Genomic DNA, 21473 nt, shown 5'->3' with positions numbered 1-21473 from the left:
TCGCGCTGCCGGTGCGCGCCGTGCCGCCCGCGGGTGCAGGATGCTGGACGGCCCGCCGCGCGGCGGAGCCGGGACGGACGGAGGACGCATGACGAGGCTGCAGGTGCCGGTCCAGCTGCGGTGGTCCGACATGGACGCCTACGGGCACGTGAACAACGTGGAGCTGCTGCGCCTGCTCGAGGAGGCGCGCATCGAGGCGTTCTGGGCGCACCCCGCCGAGGCGGGTCCCTCCGGTGCGGCCGACCGGCCGGTGTGGCCGACCGCCGTGCTCGACGCGGGACCGGGCGCGCAGACGTTCACGCTGGTCGCCCGGCAGGAGGTCGAGTACCTGCGTCCGGTCGGGTACCGGCGGGCACCCGTCGTCGTCGACATGTGGATCGGTCACCTCGGGGGCGCGAGCATCGACGTCTGCTACGAGCTGCACGACGCCGCGCCGGCGGCCGACGGGACGGCGGACCCGGACGGGCCGTACGCCCGCGCGGTGACGACGCTCGTGCTCGTGGACGCCGCGACCGGCGCACCCCGCCGGATCGGGGAGGCGGAGCGCGCCGCGTGGACGCCGTACGTGGAGGCGCCGCCGGCGTTCCGGCGCCGCGGTCGCTGACGCCGCCGCGCCGCCCCCGCCCGGCGCCGCGGTCGGCGACGCCGACCCCCGCCCGGCCCCCCGTCACCGGTCCCGGCGCGCCCGCTCCGCGGTCTCCGCCGCTCGGGCGATGTTCCGCTGCATGCCGCCGAAGACGACGCCGTGGAACGGGTAGACCGACCACCAGTAGAGCTGCCCGAGCAGCCCGTGGGGGTGGAACACGGCGCGCTGCGCGAACGTCACGGGCGGGGTGGTCCAGCGGGCGTCGTCGCCGGGGTCCGCGCCGTCGTCCCCCGGCTCCACGCGCAGCTCGAGCCACGCGAGCCCGGGCAGCCGCATCTCGGCACGCAGCCGCAGCAGCCGCCCCGGTCGGACGTCCTCGACGCGCCAGAAGTCGACCGCGTCGTCCACGACGAGCCGGCCGGGGTCCCGGCGGCCGCGCCGCAGACCGGGGCCGCCGACGACGCGGTCCAGCAGGCCGCGGACCCGCCACGCGAGCGTCCAGGAGTACCAGCCGCGTTCGCCCCCGACCGCCTCCAGCACCCGCCACAGCGCCGCGGGGGAGGCGTCCACGGTCGTGCGCCGCTCGTCGACGTAGAGCGAGCCGCCGGCCCAGTCCGGGTCCGAGGGCAGCGGGTCGCTCGGGACGCCGGGGATCCCCGCGGAGGACCACCGGGTGGTCACGTCGGCCTCACGGATGCGGGTGAGCGCGAGGCGCACCGCCCGGTCGAAGCCGATCAGCCCGCCGGGCGGGTCGGGGACGTGCTCGGCGATGTCGTGCTCGCGGCACACGACCTCGTGCACGAGGGACTCCACGAGCGGCCGGGCGATCCCGGACGGCACGGGCGTCACCAGCCCGACCCACAGGCTCGACAGCCGCGGGGTCAGCACGCCGACGCCGACGATGATCCGCCGGGGCAGGCCCGCGGCCTCGGCGTACCCCTGCATCATGTCGCGGTACGTGAGGACGTCCGACCCCCCGATGTCGAACGCCCGGTTGACGTCCGGCGGCATCGACGCGGAGCCCACGAGGTAGCGCAGCACGTCGCGCACCGCGATCGGCTGGATGCGGTTCTCCACCCAGCGCGGCACGGTCATCGCGGGGAGGCGCTCGGTGAGGTAGCGCATCATCTCGAACGACGCGGAGCCCGACCCGAGGATGACGGCGGCGCGCAGCACGGTCGTCGGCACGCCCGAGGCCAGGAGGATCTCCCCGACCTCGGTGCGGGAGGCCAGGTGCGGCGAGAGGTCCTCGACGTCGGGGGCGAGCCCGCCGAGGTAGACGATCCGGCCGACGCCGGCCTCGCGCGCCGCGCGGCCGAACGTGAGGGCCGTCGACCGGTCGCGCTGCTCGAACCGCCGTCCCGTGCCGAGCGAGTGGATGAGGTAGTACGCCACGTCCACGCCGTCGAGCGCGGCGCGGATCTGGCCGGGGTCGGACGCGTCGGCCTGCGCGATCTCGACCGCGTCGTACCAGGGGCGGCCGCGCAGCCGCTCGGGTCGTCGGGCGACGGCGCGCACCCGGTACCCGGCGGCCAGCAGCTCGGGGACCAGGCGGCCGCCGACGTAGCCGGTGACCCCGGTGACGGCGACCAGCGGCGCGTCCTCGCGCGGGCGTCCGTCGTCGCCGACCCCCGGGACGAGGCCGGCGAGGCTCCCCGCGACCGGTTCCGGCAGCAGGTCCTCGCCGGTCGGGCCGGAGCCCGTCGGCCGGGTGCGGGTGGGTGCGGGGGTGTCGTCGTGGGGCACGGTCGCAGTCTGCGTCGCGCGGGGGTGCGACGCATCCGGGCGCCGGCCGGGTGGTCGCGGCCGGCCGGCCGGCGCCATCATGGGGGATGGACGACTGGGCAGCGGTGGACGCGTACCTGACCGGGACCCTGGTCGACGAGGACCCGGACCTCGTCGCGGCGCGGGAGGCGGGGCGGGCCGCGGGCCTGCCGGCGATCGAGGTGTCGCCGCTGCAGGGCAAGCTCCTCGCGCTGCTCTGCACGATGACCGGCGCGCGCCGCGTGCTCGAGTTCGGCACGCTCGCGGGGTACAGCGCGCTGTGGTTCGCCCGGGCCGTGGGGCCGGAGGGGCACGTCACGACGCTCGAGCTCGACGCCGTGCACGCCGCCGTCGCCCGGGAGAACCTCGCCCGCGCCGGTGTGGCGCACCGGGTGGACGTGCACGAGGGCCCGGCCGCGGAGACCGCCCGCGCCCTGGTGGACGCGGGCACCGAGCCGTACGACCTGGTGTTCATCGACGCGGACAAGCCGGGCAACAGCCGGTACCTGGAGCTCGCGGTGGCGCTGTCCCGTCCGGGCACGGTGGTCGTCGTCGACAACGTGGTGCGCGCCGGGGCGGTGGCGGACGCCGGCTCGGACGACCCGCGCGTGCAGGGCTCCCGCGCCGTCCTGGACGCGATGGCCGCCCACCCCCGGCTCGAGGCGACCGCGCTGCAGACCGTGGGGAGCAAGGGCTGGGACGGCTTCGCGCTCGCGGTGGTCACGGACTGACCACGCCGGCGCGTCACGCCCGCAGCAGCGCGAGCGTCTCCTTCTCGCCGACCGCCTGCGAGCGGGTGGGCCGGATCGTGGTGCCGTGCTCCCACAGGTCGACGACGCGCGGGTCGATGTACGACGCGCGGCACACCGCGGGGGTGTTCCCGAGCTCGCCGGACACGTCCTTGACCACCTGCGCGACGACCCGGCGCCGCGCCCGCTCGGACGCCGGGGCGGGCCCGGCCGCCGCGAGGCCGCGCGCCGCCAGCACGGTCGCGTGCCACGTCCGGAAGTCCTTCGGGCTCGCGTCCGGGCCCAGCCGGTTCTTGACGTCGGCGCCGACCTCGGCGCTGGTGATGTCGTGCCAGCCGGCCTCGTCCTGCCAGGCGAGCAGCTCGGGCCCGCCGCCGCGCCGCCGCAGGAGCGTCCCGACCAGCTCCGCCACCTGGGCGTCCTCGACGACGACGTCGCGCACCTGGCCGGACTTCGCGGGGTAGCAGAACCGGACGGCGACCGCGGCGCCGCCGGGGTCCGCGAGCACCTGCACGTGCTCGCGGCGCAGGGTGGCGAGCCCGTACGAGCCGTTGCGCTGCGCGTAGCCCTCGCCGCCGGCCCGGAAGTACGCGAGGTCGAGCAGCCGGAACGCCAGCGCGAGGGCCTTCGCCCGGGGGAAGCCGTCCGCCGCCAGGTCCCGGCGGACCGACCGCCGGGCCGCGGGCAGCCGGCGGGCGACGTCGAGCACGTGGTCGTGCTTGAGGCGGTCGCGGCGGCGGCGCCACTGCTCGTGGTAGAGGTACTGCCGCCGCCGGGCGTCGTCGAGCCCGGCGGCCTGGATGTGCCCGTGAGGCCACGGGCTGATCCACACGTCCCGCCACGCGGGCGGGATGGCGAGCGCCGTGATCCGGTCCAGGTGCACCGGGTCGGTGATCCGGGCGGCGTCGGCGTCCAGGTACCAGAACCCGCGGCCGGCGCGCCTGCGCGTCCACCCCGGGGAGTCGATCCGGACCCGTCGCAGCCTCACCACCGGGACACTGTGCACCGGGGCACGGGCGCCCGCCAGCGGAGCGGGAGGGGCGCCGCGCCGGTCAGGACGGGACCCGGACCATGCCCTCCTGCGCGATGGTCGCGACCAGCACGCCCTGCTCGCTGAACACCCGCGTGGTGCCCAGGCCGCGCCCGCCCTGGGCGGTCGGGCTGTCCTGGTCGAACAGCAGCCACTCGTCCACCCGGACGTCCCGGTGCCACCACATGGCGTGGTCGAGGCTCGCCACGGACAGCCCCGGCGTCAGCCAGGACAGGCCGGCGCGGCGCAGCACGGGCTCGAGCATGATCTGGTCGCACGCGAACGCGAGCACGGCGCGGTGCAGCAGCGGGTCGTCCGGCAGGGCGCCCTTGGTGCGCATCCACACGCGCTGCCGGCCGTCGGGCGCGGGAGCGGGGCCGAGGTACAGCGAGCCGCCGACGTGCCGGACGTCGAACGCGCTCTCGTGCGTCCAGAACCGGGCGAGGGGGTGATCGAGGTGGCCCATGCGGTCCATGGCCGACTCGACGTCCTGCGGCGCGGGGACGTCCGGCATCGGCTGCGTCAGCTCGATGCCCGGCTGGTCCTCCTGGAACGACGCGATCATCGACAGGATCGGCTCGCCGTCCTGCAGGGCGTGCGTGCGGCGGGCGGAGAACGACCGGCCGTCGCGCAGGCGCTCCACGGACAGGCCGATGGGCGAGGCGACGTCCCCGGCGCGCAGGAAGTAGCCGTGCATCGAGTGCGGCAGCCGCCCGTCCGGCACGGTGCGGCCCGCGGCGACGAGGGCCTGCGCGACCACCTGCCCGCCGAACACCCGGCCCCCGGGCTTCGGCAGGTTGGCGGCCACGAGCTCGTCGGGGGTGCCGGAGGGCTGCACGTCGAGGACGGCGAGCAGCGCGGCGATCGGGTCGGGGGTGGGCTCCTGCGCGGTGGTGGCGCCCTGGGCAGCGTCGGTCACGCGCGCCAGGATCTCACGGCCGCGACGCGGTGTTGACGAGCGAGTGCGCGGCCCGCTCCAGGTAGTCCCACAGGACCTCGTGGTGCAGCGGCGGCAGGTCGAGCGCGTCGACGGCGTCCCGCATGTGGCGCAGCCACCGGTCGCGCGCGTCGGCGTCGACCGGGAACGGCGCGTGGCGCATCCGCAGCCGGGGGTGGCCGCGCTCGGCGGAGTACGTCGTGGGACCGCCCCAGTACTGCTCCAGGAACATCGTGAGGCGCCGGCGCGCGGGGCCCAGGTCCTCCTCCGGGTACATCGGCGCGAGCACGGGGTCGGCCGCGACGCCCTCGTAGAACCGGTCCACGAGCCGCTCGAACGTCGCGTGGCCCCCGACGGCGTCGTAGAACGACTCGCGCACGCGCTCGGGCGCCGCGCCGGGTGCCGGGGCTGCGGGCGCCGGGGGTGCGGCCGCGGTGAGCGGCAGGGACGGGCCGGCCGGGCGGGGCGCGGGCGTCGGCTGGTCGGCGGTCATGCGTGCCAGTGTCGCACCGGGCAGGACCCGGACCGCCGCCCCCGCCCCCCGCGGACTAGGCTGGTCGCCGAGGCCGCCCTCCGGCGGTCGCGGGGGCGGGACCGGCAGGACGACGGGGGTTCGATGAGCAAGGCAGAGCAGATCCTGGTGGCGCTGGGCGGCGGCGGGAACGTCGTCGACCTGGAGCCGTGCATCACGCGGCTGCGGGTCGAGGTCACCGACCCGCAGCGCGTGGACGAGGCCGCCCTCAAGGCGACCGGCGCGTTCGGCGTGGTGCGGTCCGGCCGCATCGTGCAGGTCATCGTCGGCCCGGAGGCGGACAACCTGGCGGCGGAGCTCGACGGCCTGCGCTGACGCGGGCGCGCGGCGAGCCGCGACGGCACGCAGCCCCGGGACCCGGACGACCGGCCCGGGGCTGCGCCGCGTCCGGGCCCGGTGGGCCGCGCGGGGACGGCGGCAGCGCGCGACGGGGAGCAGCCCGGCCCGGCGGTGGTCGCCGACCGGGGGCGCCGGGGGTGGTGGTCGCCGGACGTGCCCTCAGCCCTGCCCGCCGGGCGCGGCCCCCTCGTCCGCGGGCGGCGCGTCGGCGCCGTCGACGACGACCGCCCCCTGCGCCTGCACGCGCTCGCGGTGCGCCGCCAGCAGGTCCCGCTGCCCGGCGAGCGGCACGTCGGCCTCCTCCAGCGCGTCCCGGACCGCGGCGCGCAGGGCCCGCGCCACGGCCCACTGCCGGGAGGGTGCCGTGCGCTGCGCGATCCGCACCGTCACGGCGTCGAACGTGAGGTCCTCGGCCGTGGTGACCGTCGCGGCGCCCTCGAGCGCGTCGCCGATCTCCGGGTCGGACGCGAGCCGGGCGGCGGCGCCGACCAGCAGGTCCCGCACGCGGTCGAGGTCCGCGAAGTAGTCGACCTTCACCTCGACGACGGCGTTCGCCCAGCCCTGCGTCTTGTTGCCGACCCGCAGCATTGAGCCGTTGGGGACGTACCAGAGCGTGCCGTCCGCGTCGCGGAGCTTCGTCACGCGCAGCCCGACCGCCTCGACGGTGCCCTGCGCGGGACCCGCGTCGACGACGTCACCGACGCCGTACTGGTCCTCCAGCAGCATGAACATGCCGGACAGGAAGTCCTTGACCAGGCTCTGCGCGCCGAAGCCGAACGCCACGCCGACGATGCCCGCGGAGGCGATGAACGGTGCGATGTTCACCCCGAGCTGGTCGAGCACCAGCAGGACGACGATCGAGCCGATGACGATCGCGGCGGTCGACCGCAGCACGGAGCCGATGGTGCGGGCTCGCTGGGTGCGGCGGGCGCTGGCCACGGGGCTGACCTTGCGCAGGGCGGCGGCGACCTCCGTGCCGCCGAGCGGCCGGGTGATCCCGCGCTGGAGCAGCGACGTGCCGTCGGCGATGTGCTCGGTGACGGCCCGGATCAGCCGCCGCACCAGCAGCAGCGACACGACCCCGGCCACCACGATGATCGCGATGCGCAGGCCCGGGCCGAGCAGCCAGTCGACGAACGCGTTCGCGCCGTCGGCGAGCTGCTCGGAGGGGGCGGGGTCGGGAGCGGCGGGCAGCGCGGGGCGGAGGAGGGCGGAGGTCACCGGGCCACGCTAGCCCGGCCGCCGCGGGGGCCGCCCGCCCGTGCCGCCCCGGGTCCCGCGCCGCGCCCGGTCAGCGCGCCGTCACCAGCCCCGTCCGGTCGCCGACGAACTGGAGCTGCTCCACGGTCAGCGCGATCGTGCGCGACAGCGCCCGCCCGCCGTGCCCGACGCCGCGCTCCCGGCGGACGAGCACCGGGGCCTCGTCCGCGGGCGCCGACGTCGCGGCCTGCAGCGCCGCCGCCAGCTTGCGGGCGTGCAGCGGGTCGACGCGCGTGTCGCCGTCGAACACCGTGAACAGGGTCGCGGGGTACGCGGTGCCGTCCACCACCCGGTGGTACGGCGAGTAGGACAGCAGCCAGTCCAGCTCGGCGGGCGTGTCCGCGTCGCCGTACTCGTCGGTCCACGTCACGCCGAGCCCGAACCGCTGGTAGCGCACCATGTCGAGCAGCGGCGCCGAGCAGACGACCGCCGCGAACGTCTCCGGGTGCTGGGTGAGCGCGGCCCCGACCAGCAGGCCGCCGTTCGACCCGCCCCAGCACGCGAGCCGGTCGGTCGTCGTCCACCCCTCGTCGACCAGCAGGCGCGCGACGGCGTGGAAGTCGTCGAAGACGTGCTGCTTGCTGCCGCGCCGCCCCGCGCGGTGCCACGCCTCGCCCTCCTCGCCGCCGCCGCGCAGGTTCGCGACCACGTAGACGCCGCCGGCCTCCACCCACGCGAGGGTGGTGGCCGAGAACGCCGGGTCGAGCGAGATCTGGAAGCCGCCGTACCCGTAGAGCACGGTCGGCGCGGGGGCGAGCGGCCGGCCGGCCGCGTCGAGGGCGTCGGCGCGGGCCACGACGAACGCCCGGACCTGCGTGCCGTCGGCGCTCGTCGCCACGACGCGCTGCACCCGGACGTCCGGCAGGTCGGCGAGCGCCCCGGGCGGTGCGGCCCACAGGGAGGTCGTCCCGGTGGTCGCGTCGTACCGGTGCACCTCGGTGACCGTGGTGTGGTCCGTGTACGTGAACCACACGTCCGGCCCGCCGTCGGGGCGGGTGACGAGACCGCCGACCGAGCCCAGCCCGGGCAGGGCCACCTCGCCCGCGGGCCCCGGGAGCTGCTCGCCCGTGGCGGGGTCGTGCACGGTGAGCTCGCTCACCGCGTGCCGGCGCCAGGCCGCCACCAGCCGCACCGGGCCGGCGTCCTCGCCCCCGCCGTCCGTGAGCGCGACGTCCTCCAGCACGGCCTCGGGGTGCTCGGCCAGCAGGGTCCGCCAGTGCGGGACGCCCGGCTCCCGCGGGTCGGCCACCGCGAGGCGCCCGCGGTCGGCGTCGAGGGTGGTGTGCAGGTAGAGGCGCCCGTCGCGCCCGACCCACGCCGCCACCTCGGCGTCGTGGCCGACCGCGACCTCCCGCAGCTCCGGGACCGTCCCCGGCTCCGACGCCGCGAGGTCCGCGATCCACACGTCCGTGCGCGGGGCGGTCCCGGCGGCCGCGGACACGATCAGCCAGCGGCCGTCGCGGGAGACCGAGACGCCGTAGTAGTTCGTCATGTCGAGCCCGGCGCCGAAGACCTCGAGGTCCGCGGCCGGGTCGGTGCCGACCACGTGGCGCCAGACCCGCCGGTGGTACTGCCGCTCGTCCTCGGGCAGCAGCTCCGGCGCCAGCCGGCGCACGTAGTAGAACGCCCGCCCGCCCGGCTCCCACGCCACGGGGGAGTAGCGCGCCCGGTCGATCGGGCCGTCCACCGGCTCGCCGGTCGCGACGTCGAGGACGTGCAGCACGCTCTCCTCGGTGCCGCCGTGCGACACCTGGTACGCGAGCAGGTCGCCCTCCTTGCTGGGCTGCCACGCGTCGAGCGTCGTCGTGCCCGCGGGGTCGATCGCCACCGGGTCGACGAGCACCCGCTCGCGCTCCCCGCCCGGGACGGCGGGGTCGGGCTCGGTGACGACCACCACGGCGTGCTCCTGGTCGCCGGCGCGCCGCGCGGTGAACCGCCGCTGCCCGCGCCACGCCGGTGCCCCGACGAAGCCCGCGCCGAGCAGCTCGCCGAGCCGGGCCGTGAGGCGCTCCGACGCGAGCGGGTGGTCCGCCGGGACGCGGGCCGTCACCCCGGCGCGGTACGCCGCGTACAGCGCGTCCTGCGCCGCGGACCACGCGCCGGTCTCGTCGGAGCCCGCGTCCTCCAGCCAGCGGTACGGGTCGGCGACGGCGCGGCCGTGGAGGTCCTCGACGAGGTCGCTCCGGCGGGCGTCGGGGTAGGCGGGCAGGCCGGTGGGGACGGGGTCGGCGGTCATGCGCGCCACCCTACGGCGGGGCGCGCGCCCGACGGCGCCGGTGCGACCTGCGCGTCCGTCCGCCCGGCCCCCTGCGCGGCGACCGGCGCGAGCAGCACCGCTCTGGCAGGATCGTGATGTGGCACCGCACACACCGCCGTCCGAGTCCCTGGTGCGCCTCGCGCGGGCGCACGGCGTCGCCCCGGAGTTCCAGGAGTTCGGCGGCGGGCTGCGTGAGGTCCCCGCGGCCACGCTGGTCGCCGTGCTCGCCGCCCTGGGCGTCGACGCCTCGACGCCGGAGCGGGTCGAGGTCGCGCTGCGGCACGCCGAGGACGCCCCGTGGCGCCGGGTGCTGCCGCCGGTCGTCGTCGTCCGGCAGTCGCAGGGCACGACGGTGCCGGTGCACGTCACCCACGGCGACCCCGTGCGGGCGTGGCTCGAGCTGGACGCCGCGGAGGGCCACGGCCGCCGCGCCGCGGGCGCGGAGCCGCGCCGGGTCGACCTGGAGCAGGCCGACGTGTACGTGGACCCGCGGACCGTCGACGGCCGCGAGGTCGGCCGGGCGACGTTCGTGGTCCCGGCGGACCTGCCGCTCGGCTGGCACCTGCTGCGGACCGCCGGCCCCTCCGGCGAGGCCGCGAGCCCCCTGGCCGTGACCCCCGACCGGCTGGAGCTGCCCGCGGCGCTGGACGGGCGGCGGGCCTGGGGCCTGATGCTGCAGCTGTACTCGGTGCGGTCCAGCCGGTCCTGGGGCGCGGGCGACCTGCGCGACCTGGCCGACCTGGCGTGGCTGGCGGGGCGCGAGGCCGGGGCGCAGTTCCTGCTGGTGAACCCGCTGCACGCCGCCGAGCCCGTGCCGCCGCTGACCCCGTCGCCCTACCTGCCGACCACCCGCCGGTTCGTGAACCCCCTGTACCTGCGGGTCGAGGACGTCGACGAGGCCGCGTACCTGTCCTCGGCGGACCGGGCGCTCGTCGAGTGGTCGGCGGAGCAGGCGCTCGCCCTCGACGCGGACGACGGCCCGATCGACCGGGACGTCGTGTGGGCGGCGAAGAAGGCGGCGCTGGACGTCGTGTTCGCGGTCCCGCGCTCCGCGGCCCGGCAGTCGGCGTTCGACGACTTCCGCCGCCGCGAGGGCCGCGGGCTGGAGGACTTCGCGCTCTGGTGCGCGCTGGTCGAGCGGCACGGCCCGGGGCCGTGGCCGGCGGACCTGCGCGACCCCGCGGCGCCCGGCGCGCTGCGGGCCCGCACCGAGCTGGCCGACCGGGTCGAGTTCTTCTGCTGGCTGCAGTGGCTCGCGGACCAGCAGCTCGCCACGGTGCAGCGCACCGCGCACGAGGCCGGCATGGGCCTGGGCGTGATGCACGACCTCGCCGTGGGGGTGCACCCGGGCGGCGCGGACGTGTGGGCGCTCGGGCCGGTGCTCGCGCGCGGCGCGTCGGTCGGCGCCCCGCCCGACATGTACAACCAGCAGGGCCAGGACTGGTCGCAGCCGCCGTGGCACCCCGCCGAGCTCGAGCGCGTCGCCTACCGGCCGTACCGGGACCTGCTGCGCACCGTGCTGCGGCACGCCGGCGCGGTGCGGATCGACCACATCATCGGGCTGTTCCGGCTGTGGTGGATCCCGCAGGGCAACAGCCCCGCGGACGCCGCGTACGTCCGGTACGACCACGACGCGATGATCGGCATCCTCGCCCTGGAGGCGCACCGGGCCGGTGCCGTCGTCATCGGCGAGGACCTCGGCAACGTCGAGCCGTGGGTGCGGGACTACCTGTCGGAGCGCGGGGTGCTCGGCACCTCGATCCTCTGGTTCGAGAAGGACGGCGAGGGCCGCCCGCTGCCGCCCGAGGACTACCGGCGCCTCGCGCTGTCCAGCGTCACGACGCACGACCTGCCGCCGACCGCGGGCTACCTGGCCGACGAGCACGTCGCGCTCCGCGAGCGGCTGGGCCTGCTGACCGAGCCCGTGGAGCAGGTGCGGCGCGCCGCCCGGGCCGAGCGCGAGGCGATGCTGGCGGCGCTCGCGGCGCGCGGGCTGCTGGGCGACGACCCCTCGGAGCGCGAGGTGGTCGAGGCCCTGCACCGGTACGTGCTGCAGACGCCCAGCGTCCTGGTCGGGGTGTCGCTGGCCGACGCGGTGGGGGAGCGGCGCGCCCAGAACCAGCCCGGCACCGACCAGGAGTACCCGAACTGGCGGGTGCCGCTCGCCGACGGCGCGGGGCGCCTGGTGCTGCTCGACGACCTGTTCCGCACGGCCCGGTTCCGCTCGCTCGCGGCGGTCCTCGGCGAGGCCTGACCCGTGACCTCGGCACAGCCGCGGCTGCGGCGCGTCCGGGTGGTGGGCAACTCCGGCGCGGGCAAGACCACGTTCGCCCGGGAGCTGGCGCGCCGGCTGGGGGTGCCGCACCGCGAGCTCGACGAGGTGTTCTGGGGCCCGGGCTGGGTCAAGAAGGAGCCCGAGGTCGGCCGCGCGCTGCTCCGGGAGTTCCTCGACGCCTCGCCGGACGGCTGGGTCGTCGACGGCAACTGGACGACCGCCCGGCAGGGCCTCGCCGACGACGTGGACGCGATCGTCTGGCTGGACTACCCGCGCCGCGTCGTCATGCCGCGGGTCGTGCGGCGGACCCTCGCGCGGGCGGTGCTGCGCCGGCCCGTCTACCACGGCAACACCGAGTCGCTGCGCTCGTTCCTGCGGCGCGACCCGGAGCAGAACATCGTGCTGTGGGCGTGGACGCAGCACGGGGCCTACCGGCGGCAGTACCTCGCGCTCGCGGCGTCCGGGACGGTGCCGGTGGTCCGGCTGCGCAGCCCGCGCGCGGCGACGCGGTGGCTCGCGGGGGTCACCGGCACCCGGTGACCCCCGCCGTGCCCGTCAGGCCTCGTGGTAGTGGCGGTCCGCGGCCTGCGCGGCGAGCGTGCGGCGGACGCCGTCGCGCGCCTCGACCACCAGCCGGCGCAGCGCGGGCGCGGCGTCCGGGTGTGCCGCCAGCCACGCGTCGGTCGCGCCCGCCACGTCGGCCTCGGCGTCGTCCGCGAGCTCCGTCGGGTACAGCCCCGTGACGATGTTCTGCGCCATCTCGTTGGTCTTCTCGGCCCAGACCTTCTCGAGCACCTCGAAGTACGGCGCCACGTACGGCCGCAGCAGCGTGCGGTCGTGCACCCGGCCGAAGCCGCCGATCGTCGCCGCCTGCAGCGCGTTGGGCAGCGCGTCCGACTCGACGACGGCCTGCCAGGCGGCGGCCTTCGCCTCGGCGGTCGGCACGGCGGCGCGGGCGGCGGCCGCGGCGCGCTGCCCGGTCGCGGTGGGGTCGGCCTCGAGCTGGGCGTCGATCTGCTCGGCCCCGGCACGACCGCCCGCGACCAGGGACGTCAGCAGCTCCCAGCGCAGGTCGGTGTCGATCGACAGGCCGTCCAGCCGGGTGCCGCCGTCCAGCAGCGCCTCGACCGCGTCGAGCTGCTCGGGCGTGGACGCCCGCGCCGCGAACGCCTTCACGAGCTGGAGCTGGGTGTCGCTGCCGCCGGGGGCGTCGGTGGCGAGGGTCCACAGGCGGTCCGCGGCGGCGACCTCGGTGGCCGACCGGTGCTCGGCCGCGACGTAGAGGTCGAGTGCGGTGTGGAGCTGGCGCAGCAGCACCAGGACGACGGACGAGTCCGTCTCGTGCGCGATGTTGCCGAGCAGCAGGTCCACGTAGTCGCGGGCCGGGGTCTCGCCGTCGCGCGTCGCGTCCCAGACGGCCGCCCACACGAGCGTCCGCGGCAGGGACCCGCCGAAGTCGCCGAGGTGCGCGATCGCCGTGGCGAGCGAGCGCTCGTCCAGGCGGACCTTGGCGTACGCCAGGTCCTCGTCGTTGAGCAGCAGCAGGTCGGGGCGGCGCTCGCCCACGAGCTGCGGGACGGGCGTGAGCTCGCCGTCCACGTCGAGCTCCACGCGCACGGTGCGCTCCAGGCGCGAGCCGCCGTCCGGGCCGGGCACCACGTCGTAGCCGCCGACCACCAGGCGGTGCGGGCGCTGCACGGGGTGCGTGGCGGGGACCTCCTGGCGCACGGCCAGCGCGGTGATGCGCTCCACGCCGTCCGCACCGGTCTCCGAGGCGATCTGCGGGCGCAGCAGCGTCACGCCGGACTGCTCCAGCCACAGCGCCGACCACGCCGACAGGTCGCGGCCGGAGGTCGACTCGAGCTCGGTCAGCAGGTCGCGCAGCTCGGTGTTGCCCCACGCGTGCTTCTGGAAGTACTGCCGGACACCGGCGAAGAACTGCTCCTGGCCGACCCACGCGACGAGCTGCTTGAGGACGCTCGCGCCCTTCGCGTACGTGATGCCGTCGAAGTTCACCTCGACGTCCTCGAGGTCGCGGATGTCCGCGGCGATCGGGTGCGTCGACGGGAGCTGGTCCTGGCGGTACGCCCAGCCCTTCTCCAGCGACGAGAACGTCGTCCAGGCGGTCGTCCACGGCGTGGCCTCGGCGGTCGCGAGCGTCGAGGCGTACTCGGCGAACGACTCGTTCAGCCACAGGTCGTCCCACCAGCGCATGGTGACCAGGTCGCCGAACCACATGTGCGCGAGCTCGTGCAGGATCGTCACCGCTCGGCGCTCGACCGTGGCCTCCGGCACCTTGGACCGGAACACGTACGACTCGAGGAACGTCACCGCGCCGGCGTTCTCCATCGCGCCGGCGTTGAACTCCGGGACGAAGAGCTGGTCGTACTTCGCGAACGGGTAGGGGACCGCGAACTGCTCCTCGTAGAACGCGAAGCCCGCCCGCGTGACGTCCAGGATGTTGGCGGTGTCCAGGTGCTGCGCCAGCGAGCCGCGGCAGTAGACGCCGAGCGGGATCGTCCGGCCGTCGCTGCTGGTCAGCTCGCCGTGCTCGTGGTGGTACGGCCCGGCGACGACGGCGGTGACGTAGGACGAGAGGCGCGGCGTCGGCTCGAACGTCCAGGTGGCGGTGCCCTCGTCGCGGCCGCCGTTGCGGTTGCTGCCGCCCTCGACGGGGACCGGGGCGCCGGCCTCGGGGGAGTTCGACACGACGACCCAGTGCGCCGGCGCGGTGACCGTGAACGCGAACGTCGCCTTGAGGTCGGGCTGCTCGAACACCGCGAACACCCGGCGGGAGTCGGCGACCTCGAACTGCGAGTACAGGTACACCTCGTCGTCCACCGGGTCCACGAACCGGTGCAGGCCCTCGCCGGTGTTCATGTAGGCGCAGTCGGCCTCGACCACGACCACGTTCTCCTCCGCCAGGCCGTCCAGGCGGATCCGCGAGTCGGCGACGACGTCGGCCGGGTCCAGCTCGGTGCCGTTGAGGACGACGCGGTGCACCGCCGGCGCGATGAGGTCGAGGAACGTGCTCGCCCCCGCCTCGCGGCTGGTGAACCGGACCGTGGTCGTCGACGCGAAGGTCGCCGGTCCCGTGGTCAGGTCGAGCGTCACGTCGTAGGACCGGACGTCCACCAGGTCGGCCCGGGTGCGGGCCTCGTCACGGGTCAGGTTCTCTGCGGGCACGCGCGGGTCTCCTCGTGGGGTTGGGTGAGCGGCCGTCGCCGCATCATTCCACCAACGGACGGGTCCGTGCGCCGGGCTCCCCGCCCGCCGCGACCGGTCCCGGGCGTGACAGCGCCCCGGGGTGTCGGGGCATGATGGCGGGGCGCGCCGGTCCGTCCCCGCGGGGGCACCGCGCGCCCCGGCACCAGCGCACCAGCCCGCAGCCCCGCCCACGAGGAGCCCCTCCGTGACCGACACGCAGCCGCCCGCCACCCGCGACACCGCCGACTTCTGGTTCGACCCGGCCTGCCCCTGGGCCTGGATGACCTCGCGGTGGATGGACGAGGTGCAGCGGGTGCGCGACGTGGACGTGCGCTGGCACGTCATGAGCCTCGCGGTGCTGAACGAGGGGCGCGACCTCCCCGAGGAGTACCGGGCGGCCATGGACGACGCCTGGGCTGCGGTCCGCGTGCTGATCGCGGCCCAGGAGCTGTACGGCGCCGAGCACCTCAAGCCGCTGTACGACGCGCTGGGCACGCGGCGCCACCCCGGTGGCAGGACGGACACCTGGGCGGTCATCCGGGAGTCGCTCGACGAGGTCGGCCTCCCGCAGTCCCTCGTCGCGTACGGCGACACCGACGAGTTCGACGAGCAGCTGCGCGCCTCGCACGCGGAGGCGATCGCCCTGGTCGGCGACGAGGTCGGGACGCCCGTGGTCGCCGTCAACGGCACCGCGTTCTTCGGGCCGGTCATGACGCCCGCGCCGCGCGGCGAGGACGCCGGCCGGCTCTGGGACGGGTTCGTGCTGGTCACCGGCGTGCCCGGCTTCTACGAGCTCAAGCGCACCCGGACCAAGGGTCCGGTCTTCGACTGACCCGGGAGGGGAACCATGGGAGCGTTCGCGGGGATGAGCCGCGGGATGAAGGCGTTCGTCGCGGTCGACGTGGTCCTCGTGCTCGCGCTGGTCGTCACGGCGGTGCTCGTGCTCGGCGGACGCGGGGACGACAGCCCCGCGGCGTCGCCGACCACCGGCTCGGCGCCCGCCACCGTGGGCGCGACGACCGGCGCGACCGACCGGGCCACGAGCGACACGGCGCTGTCCTTCGCGTCCCCGACCGGCAACATCGCGTGCACGATGTCGCCCGACGGCGTGACCTGCACCATCGCGAACATCCGCTACACCGTCCCGGCGTCCGAGGGCTGCACCGGCACCACCGGCCACGTGATCGTCCTCAACACCGCGGACGGCGTCACGACCCCGTGCGTCGACGGCCCCGGCCCCGCGGTCGCCTCGGCGGACACCCCCGTCCTCGACTACGGCCGCGCCCAGACCGTCGGCCCGTACACGTGCACCAGCGCGTCCAACGGCATGTCGTGCGTCGTCGACGAGACGGGCACCGGCTTCCGCGTCGCGACGGCGGCCCTGACCACCCTCCCCTGACCCACCCCGCGCCACCCCGCCCGCCCCGTCCGGCGAGTTCGGCACTCCGGTGACGAGGTCGGCAGCTCCAGGTGCCGACCTCGCCTCGGACTGCCGAACTCGCCGGGGGAGCGGGGACGGGGTCAGGGGGTCGGGGCGGGGTGGCGGTCGCGGCCGGAGACCGCGACCAGGAGGGCGCCCGCGAGGGACACCACCGCGATGCCGGCGACCGCCGCCGGGCCGGTGCTCTGGCCGAGCACGACCAGGGCCACGAGCGCGCCCATCGCGGGGTCGATGCTGAACAGCGTGCCGACCACCCGGGCCGACGTGAGGCGCGCCGCGACCGTGTCGACGCTGTAGGGCACGACGACGCCGATCACCGCGGACGCCGCGAGGACGCCCCACTGGCCGGCCGTGACCTCGGCGACCCGGCCGGCGCCCCACGGCAGGGCGACCAGCGCGGCGACCGTGACGGACAGCGCCAGGCCGGACAGCCCGTCGTCGGCCTTGCCCACCCGGTCCGCGAACACGGTGTACAGCGCGAAGAACACGGCGGCGGCCAGGGCGAACGCGTAGCCCGCCAGGTCGAACGCCCCGCCGGGCCCGGAGATGAGACCGACGCCGACCAGCGCCGCGACGGCGCACAGCCCCTCCCGGAGGTGCCGGGACGCGAGCAGCGCCACCGCGCACGGACCGAGGAACTCGAGCGTGACCGCGACCCCGAGCGGGATCCGGTCGATCGCCGCGTACAGGCTGAGGTTCATCGCCGCCATCGCGACGCCGTACACGACGATGCCCGCCCACTGGGTGCGCGACCGCCCGCGCAGCCGCGGCCGGAGCACGACCAGCAGCACGGCCGCGGCCAGCGCCAGGCGCAGCGAGCTGACCGACGCCGGGCCGAGCGCCCCGAACAGGCCCGCCGACAGCGCGGACGACGTCTGGATGCCCAGCGAGCCCAGCGCGATGAGACCCATCGCCTGGAGCACGCGGCGACGCCCGGGCGACCGGAGCAGCGGGCCGGCGTCGGGCACGTCGGCGGTGCCGGTGGTCACGGCCGGGCCGTGCGCGGGCGCGCCGGGGACCGGGGCCGGCGGCGTGCCGGCCCCGGGGACGACGCCCGTCACCAGATCCGGACGCGCTGCTCCGGCGCGAGGTAGAGGCCGTCGCCGGGCTGCAGGTCGAACGCCTCGGCGAACTCGTCGACGTTGCGCACCACGGCGTTGCAGCGGACCTCGTCGGGGGAGTGCGGGTCGGTCGCGAGGCGGCGGATGATCTCCTCGTCGCGGCCCTTGGCGCGCCACACCTGCGCCCAGCCGAGGAACACCCGCTGCACCCCGGTCAGCCCGTCGACCACCGGCGCCTCGTCCAGCGGCCGGCCGAGCGCGATCCGGTACGCCCGCAGCGCGATGGACAGCCCGCCGAGGTCGCCGATGTTCTCGCCGATCGTCAGGGCGCCGTTGACGTGGTGCGACCCGTGGAGCTGGGAGGGCGAGAAGCCGTCGTACTGCGCGACCAGCGCGGCCGTGCGCTTCTCGAACTCCGCCCGGTCCGTCTCGGTCCACCAGTCCTCGAGGCGGCCCTGGCCGTCGTACTTCGAGCCCTGGTCGTCGAACCCGTGGCCGATCTCGTGGCCGATCACCGCGCCGATGCCGCCGTAGTTGACCGCGTCGTCCGCGTCGGCGTCGAAGAACGGCGGCTGCAGGATCGCGGCGGGGAACACGATCTCGTTCATGCCGGGGTTGTAGTACGCGTTCACGGTCTGCGGCGTCATGAACCACTCGTCGCGGTCGATCGGCCGGCCGATCTTGCGCAGCTCGAAGTCCTGCTCGAACGCGGACGCCCGGCGCACGTTGCCGACGAGGTCGTCCGCGCGCAGGTCGAGTCCCGAGTAGTCGCGCCACTTCACGGGGTAGCCGATCTTCGGCGTGAAGGCGTCGAGCTTCGCGAGCGCCTTGGCCTTCGTCTCCTCGCCCATCCAGTCGAGCCCGGTGATCGACTCGCGGTACGCCTCGACGAGGTTCGCGACCAGCTGCTCCATCCGCTCCTTGTGGGAGGGCGGGAAGTGCCGGGCGACGTACACCTCGCCGACGGCCTCGCCGAGCACGCCCTGCACCAGGGACACGCCGCGCTTCCAGCGGTCCCGCAGCTCCTGCGCGCCGGTGAGGGTGCGGCCGTGGAAGTCGAAGTTCGCCTCGACCAGCTCCGACGACAGGTACGGCGCCCGCGCGGTGGTCGCGTGGTACGCGAGCCACGCCTGCCACGACTCGACCGGCTCGGACGCCCACAGCTCCGCGAAGGCGGCCGCGAACGACGGCTCGCGGACGACCAGCGCGTCCAGGGCGCCCTGCGGTGCGCCGAGCGCCCGCACCCACGCGTCCCAGTCGAAGCCGGGCGCGGCGGTCGCGAGCTCCGCGAGCGTCGTCGGGTTGTACGTCAGGTCGGCGTCACGGTCCTTGACGACGTCCCAGTGGCCGGCGGCGAGCTGCGTCTCGAGCGCGACGACGCGCCCCGCGGCCTCGTCCGCGGCCGCCTCGTCCGCGGCCCAGCCCCCGAGCCGCAGCATCCGCGCGACGTGCGGGCGGTACGCGGCCAGCACCGCGGCGTACTGCTCGTCGCGGTAGTACGACTCGTCGGGGAGCCCCAGCCCGGACTGGTGCAGGTAGACGACGTACCGCTCCGGGTCCTTCGCGTCGTTGTCCACCCAGAAGACGGTGGCCCCGGCGGCGCCGGTGCGCTGCAGCGACCCCAGCACGCCGGTGAGCTCCTCCCGGGTGGTGGCCGCGGCGATCGCGTCCAGGTCGGGGCGCAGCGGCGCGGTCCCGGCGGCCTCGACGGCGTCGGTGTCCATGAAGCTCGCGTAGAGCGCGCCGATCTGCGCCTGCACACCCGTGGCGTCCGGCACCCCGCCGGCCTCCACGATGATGTCCCGGACCTGCTCCTCCGCCTGGTCGTGCAGCGCGCGGAACGACCCGTCCATGGCGCGGTCGGCGGGGATCACGTGCTCCGCCACCCAGCGGCCGTTGACGTACGCGTAGAGGTCGTCCTGCGGGCGCACCGCGGGGTCGAAGGCCGAGGTGTCGATGCCGCTGCGGGTCATGGTCGGGGGGCGTCCCTTCGGTCGGCGGTGGCGCGGGCGCGCGCCGGGCCCAGCCTAGGTCCCGGCACCGGGCCGCCGCCCGGCCGACCACAGGGTGACGACGCCGGGCGGGGGCCCGCGCGGCCCCCCGGGTGCGGCAGGATGGCCCCATGCGTATCCATGTCGCCGCCGACCACGCCGGATTCGAGCTCAAGGTCGCGCTCGTCGAGCACCTGCGCGCCGGGGGTCACGACGTCGTCGACCACGGTGCCGCCGAGTACGACCCGCAGGACGACTACCCGGCCGTGTGCTTCGCCGCCGGCGAGGCCGTCGTGGCAGACCCCGGCAGCCTCGGGGTCGTCATCGGGGGGTCGGGCAACGGCGAGCAGATCGCCGCGAACAAGGTCACCGGCGTCCGCGCCGCGCTCGCCTGGAACCTGGACACCGCGCGCCTGGGCCGCCAGCACAACGACGCGAACGTCGTCGCGATCGGCGCCCGCCAGCACTCCGTCGACGAGGCGCTGGAGCTCGTGGACGCGTTCGTCGCGGAGCCCTTCAGCCAGGACCCGCGGCACCAGCGCCGCATCGACCAGCTCGCCGCCTACGAGGCCGCGCGCGCCTGACGCGCCGCGGGTGCCCCGGCACGGCCGGGGCACCCGCGCCCAGCACACCCGGGTCGCTCAGAACACCCCGGGTCGCTCAGAACACCCCGGCTCGCTCAGAACACCCAGGGGCAGACCGGGGCGACGGGCCACCCGAACGCGGTCGTCGCGCGGTGCAGCGCCCCGGCGCTCGCGGCGTCGACCAGGCCGGCCGTCGCCAGGGCGGTCAGGCTCCGGCCGCCGAGGTAGGCCGCGCCGAGCTCCCGCACGTCGAGCGTGAGGTCCGGGGCCGCGTCGGTGCGCTCCACGCGGGCCGGGTGCGTGCCGTCCGCGACCGGGTCGCCCGTGACGAGCCGCCAGGACCCGTCGTTCCCGGGCAGCCGCGCGTCGCGCACGCCCAGCACCAGGTCGACCGGGGCCGCGTACCGGCGTCCCGCGAGGGCCGCGGGCACGTCGAGCAGCCGCAGCCACAGGTTGTCGCTCAGCTTCGGCACCGCCCGCCGGGAGTCGACGAGCAGCGCGAGCAGCGGGTCGTCCACGGCGAGCATCCCCGTGCTGACGGTTGTCGTCAGGTCGAGGTCCAGCAGGAACGACCACAGGCGGTGCGCGGCCGGGGCGTCGACGGCCGCGGCGGCGCGCACCTGCACGGTGTACTCCGCGCCGCCGTCGCCCCACGTCGCCGTGCGGCGGAGGATCGCGTACGCGCGCGGCGCCCCCGTCGCGTCGTGCACGGTGGCGAGGCGCGCCTGCTCGCCGCCGCGGCGCCACGCCGGCGGGTCGACGACGGCGGTGCGCCGCAGGGCGTCCGAGCCGCGCTGCAGCCACCCGGGGCGCCCCCGCCCGGCGGCGGCGTGCACCTCGGCGACGAGGCCCTCGTGCCGGTCGGCGTCCAGGGTGGTGAAGCGCACGGTCAGGGCGTCGGACCCCGGGACGTCGCGCAGCGCCGCGCCGCGCGGGAGCGTCAGCCGCACGTCGTCGCACGCCGACCCGTAGCCGAACCGGCCGTAGATCCCCGGCTCGGCGGCGAACAGCGCGGACACCACCTCGCCGCGGCCGGCGGAGCGCTCGTGGTGCGCGGCGATCATCGCGGTGAGCAGCCCGCGGCGACGGTGGTCGGGGCGCACACCGACCCAGGTGAGGCCGGCGCACGGCAGCTCGCCGCCCGGGACGGGCAGGCTGAACACGTACGAGCCGTGCACCGCGACGATCTCGTCGGCGGCGTCCTCGACGGCGACGGCGCGCTCCAGCGGCACGGTGAACGGCACCGCCGCGAGGGTCTCGGCGTCCTGCGCCGGCTCGGCGAACGCCAGGGCGTCGAGCGCCCGGAACTCGGGGAGGCGGTCGGCGGTGATCTCGGTCAGGCGGTAGCCCTCGGGTGCGCTGGTCATGGGCCCATCCTGGCCGGGGCGTGCGGCGCGGGCACGCCGTTTTCCGGCCCGGCGCGGCTCTGCCGGCGGTCGCGGCCGGCTGGATACCCTCGC

Annotated in this window: 18 protein-coding genes; 8 read left to right on the top strand and 10 right to left on the bottom strand. The window is 76.4% G+C overall.

Annotation, left to right across the window (positions count from 1 at the left end; genetic code table 11):
- The first annotated feature begins 88 nt into the window (after positions 1-88).
- On the top strand, positions 89-604 hold the full coding sequence (locus tag P9841_RS03995; protein ID WP_283320805.1) for an acyl-CoA thioesterase: 516 nt from the start codon (positions 89-91) through the stop codon (positions 602-604).
- Between the two features lie 63 nt (positions 605-667).
- Here the strand turns inward: P9841_RS03995 and P9841_RS03990 are convergent, their stop codons facing one another.
- Positions 668-2332 carry an SDR family oxidoreductase gene (locus P9841_RS03990; protein WP_283320804.1) on the bottom strand — a complete coding sequence of 555 codons (1665 nt, stop codon included), beginning with the start codon at positions 2330-2332 and terminating at the stop codon, positions 668-670.
- 86 nt (positions 2333-2418) lie between these two features.
- Here P9841_RS03990 and P9841_RS03985 point away from each other — a divergent pair, with 86 nt between their 5' ends.
- The gene (locus tag P9841_RS03985) at positions 2419-3081 is read left to right on the top strand and encodes an O-methyltransferase (protein WP_283320803.1); all 663 of its coding nucleotides are present in this window, start codon (positions 2419-2421) and stop codon (positions 3079-3081) included.
- A gap of 13 nt (positions 3082-3094) precedes the next feature.
- On the opposite strand, the gene P9841_RS03980 is transcribed toward P9841_RS03985, so the two are convergent.
- The 3 genes from P9841_RS03980 to P9841_RS03970 all read right to left on the bottom strand — a co-directional run bounded on the left by P9841_RS03980 (position 3095) and on the right by P9841_RS03970 (position 5559).
- Entirely contained in the window at positions 3095-4090 is a 996-nt protein-coding gene (locus tag P9841_RS03980; protein WP_283320802.1) for a DNA topoisomerase IB, read from the bottom strand.
- Positions 4091-4151: 61 nt separating this feature from the next.
- Entirely contained in the window at positions 4152-5048 is an 897-nt protein-coding gene (locus P9841_RS03975; RefSeq protein ID WP_283320801.1) for an acyl-CoA thioesterase, read from the bottom strand.
- A 13-nt stretch (positions 5049-5061) separates the two neighbouring features.
- Positions 5062-5559 (bottom strand): globin, encoded by a 498-nt coding sequence (locus tag P9841_RS03970; RefSeq protein ID WP_283320800.1) that lies wholly within the window; start codon positions 5557-5559, stop codon positions 5062-5064.
- A gap of 123 nt (positions 5560-5682) precedes the next feature.
- Here P9841_RS03970 and P9841_RS03965 point away from each other — a divergent pair, with 123 nt between their 5' ends.
- A complete protein-coding gene (locus tag P9841_RS03965) occupies positions 5683-5913 on the top strand; it encodes a PTS sugar transporter subunit IIB (protein WP_222171944.1) in 231 nt (76 codons plus the stop codon).
- A gap of 183 nt (positions 5914-6096) precedes the next feature.
- Here P9841_RS03965 and P9841_RS03960 read toward each other — a convergent pair whose 3' ends face one another.
- Both P9841_RS03960 and P9841_RS03955 read right to left on the bottom strand, forming a co-directional pair.
- Complete coding sequence (locus P9841_RS03960; protein ID WP_283320799.1) at positions 6097-7158, bottom strand: mechanosensitive ion channel family protein; 1062 nt, start codon at positions 7156-7158, stop codon at positions 6097-6099.
- A 70-nt stretch (positions 7159-7228) separates the two neighbouring features.
- Entirely contained in the window at positions 7229-9433 is a 2205-nt protein-coding gene (locus P9841_RS03955) for a prolyl oligopeptidase family serine peptidase (RefSeq protein ID WP_283320798.1), read from the bottom strand.
- A 118-nt stretch (positions 9434-9551) separates the two neighbouring features.
- Here P9841_RS03955 and malQ point away from each other — a divergent pair, with 118 nt between their 5' ends.
- Together malQ and P9841_RS03945 are read left to right on the top strand one after the other, a co-directional pair.
- Positions 9552-11708 (top strand): 4-alpha-glucanotransferase, encoded by a 2157-nt coding sequence (gene malQ / locus P9841_RS03950; protein ID WP_283320797.1) that lies wholly within the window; start codon positions 9552-9554, stop codon positions 11706-11708.
- A 3-nt stretch (positions 11709-11711) separates the two neighbouring features.
- Positions 11712-12269: a P-loop NTPase family protein gene (locus P9841_RS03945; RefSeq protein WP_283320796.1), complete on the top strand. Its 558-nt coding sequence runs from the start codon at positions 11712-11714 to the stop codon at positions 12267-12269.
- Between the two features lie 15 nt (positions 12270-12284).
- Here the strand turns inward: P9841_RS03945 and pepN are convergent, their stop codons facing one another.
- The gene (gene pepN / locus P9841_RS03940) at positions 12285-14915 is read right to left on the bottom strand and encodes an aminopeptidase N (protein ID WP_283320795.1); all 2631 of its coding nucleotides are present in this window, start codon (positions 14913-14915) and stop codon (positions 12285-12287) included.
- A gap of 226 nt (positions 14916-15141) precedes the next feature.
- On the opposite strand from pepN, the gene P9841_RS03935 reads away from it, so the two are divergent.
- Both P9841_RS03935 and P9841_RS03930 read left to right on the top strand, forming a co-directional pair.
- Entirely contained in the window at positions 15142-15768 is a 627-nt protein-coding gene (locus P9841_RS03935) for a mycothiol-dependent nitroreductase Rv2466c family protein (RefSeq protein ID WP_283320794.1), read from the top strand.
- 15 nt (positions 15769-15783) lie between these two features.
- Positions 15784-16335 carry a hypothetical protein gene (locus tag P9841_RS03930; protein WP_283320793.1) on the top strand — a complete coding sequence of 184 codons (552 nt, stop codon included), beginning with the start codon at positions 15784-15786 and terminating at the stop codon, positions 16333-16335.
- A 122-nt stretch (positions 16336-16457) separates the two neighbouring features.
- Here P9841_RS03930 and P9841_RS03925 read toward each other — a convergent pair whose 3' ends face one another.
- On the bottom strand, positions 16458-17366 hold the full coding sequence (locus P9841_RS03925; RefSeq protein WP_283320792.1) for an EamA family transporter: 909 nt from the start codon (positions 17364-17366) through the stop codon (positions 16458-16460).
- A 68-nt stretch (positions 17367-17434) separates the two neighbouring features.
- Positions 17435-19411, bottom strand: a complete 1977-nt coding sequence (locus P9841_RS03920; protein WP_283320791.1) for a M13 family metallopeptidase — start codon at positions 19409-19411, stop codon at positions 17435-17437.
- Positions 19412-19560: 149 nt separating this feature from the next.
- Between P9841_RS03920 and P9841_RS03915 the strand changes: the two genes are divergently transcribed.
- Positions 19561-20013 carry a ribose-5-phosphate isomerase gene (locus P9841_RS03915; protein ID WP_222171950.1) on the top strand — a complete coding sequence of 151 codons (453 nt, stop codon included), beginning with the start codon at positions 19561-19563 and terminating at the stop codon, positions 20011-20013.
- Between the two features lie 95 nt (positions 20014-20108).
- Here P9841_RS03915 and P9841_RS03910 read toward each other — a convergent pair whose 3' ends face one another.
- Positions 20109-21380: a GNAT family N-acetyltransferase gene (locus tag P9841_RS03910; RefSeq protein ID WP_283320790.1), complete on the bottom strand. Its 1272-nt coding sequence runs from the start codon at positions 21378-21380 to the stop codon at positions 20109-20111.
- Between the last annotated feature and the right edge of the window lie 93 nt (positions 21381-21473).

It is taken from the genome of Cellulomonas sp. ES6, from assembly GCF_030053835.1.
GTDB lineage: Bacteria > Actinomycetota > Actinomycetes > Actinomycetales > Cellulomonadaceae > Cellulomonas.
Note: the sequence above shows the minus strand (reverse complement) of the source record. Positions and strands in the feature narration are given on the sequence as shown.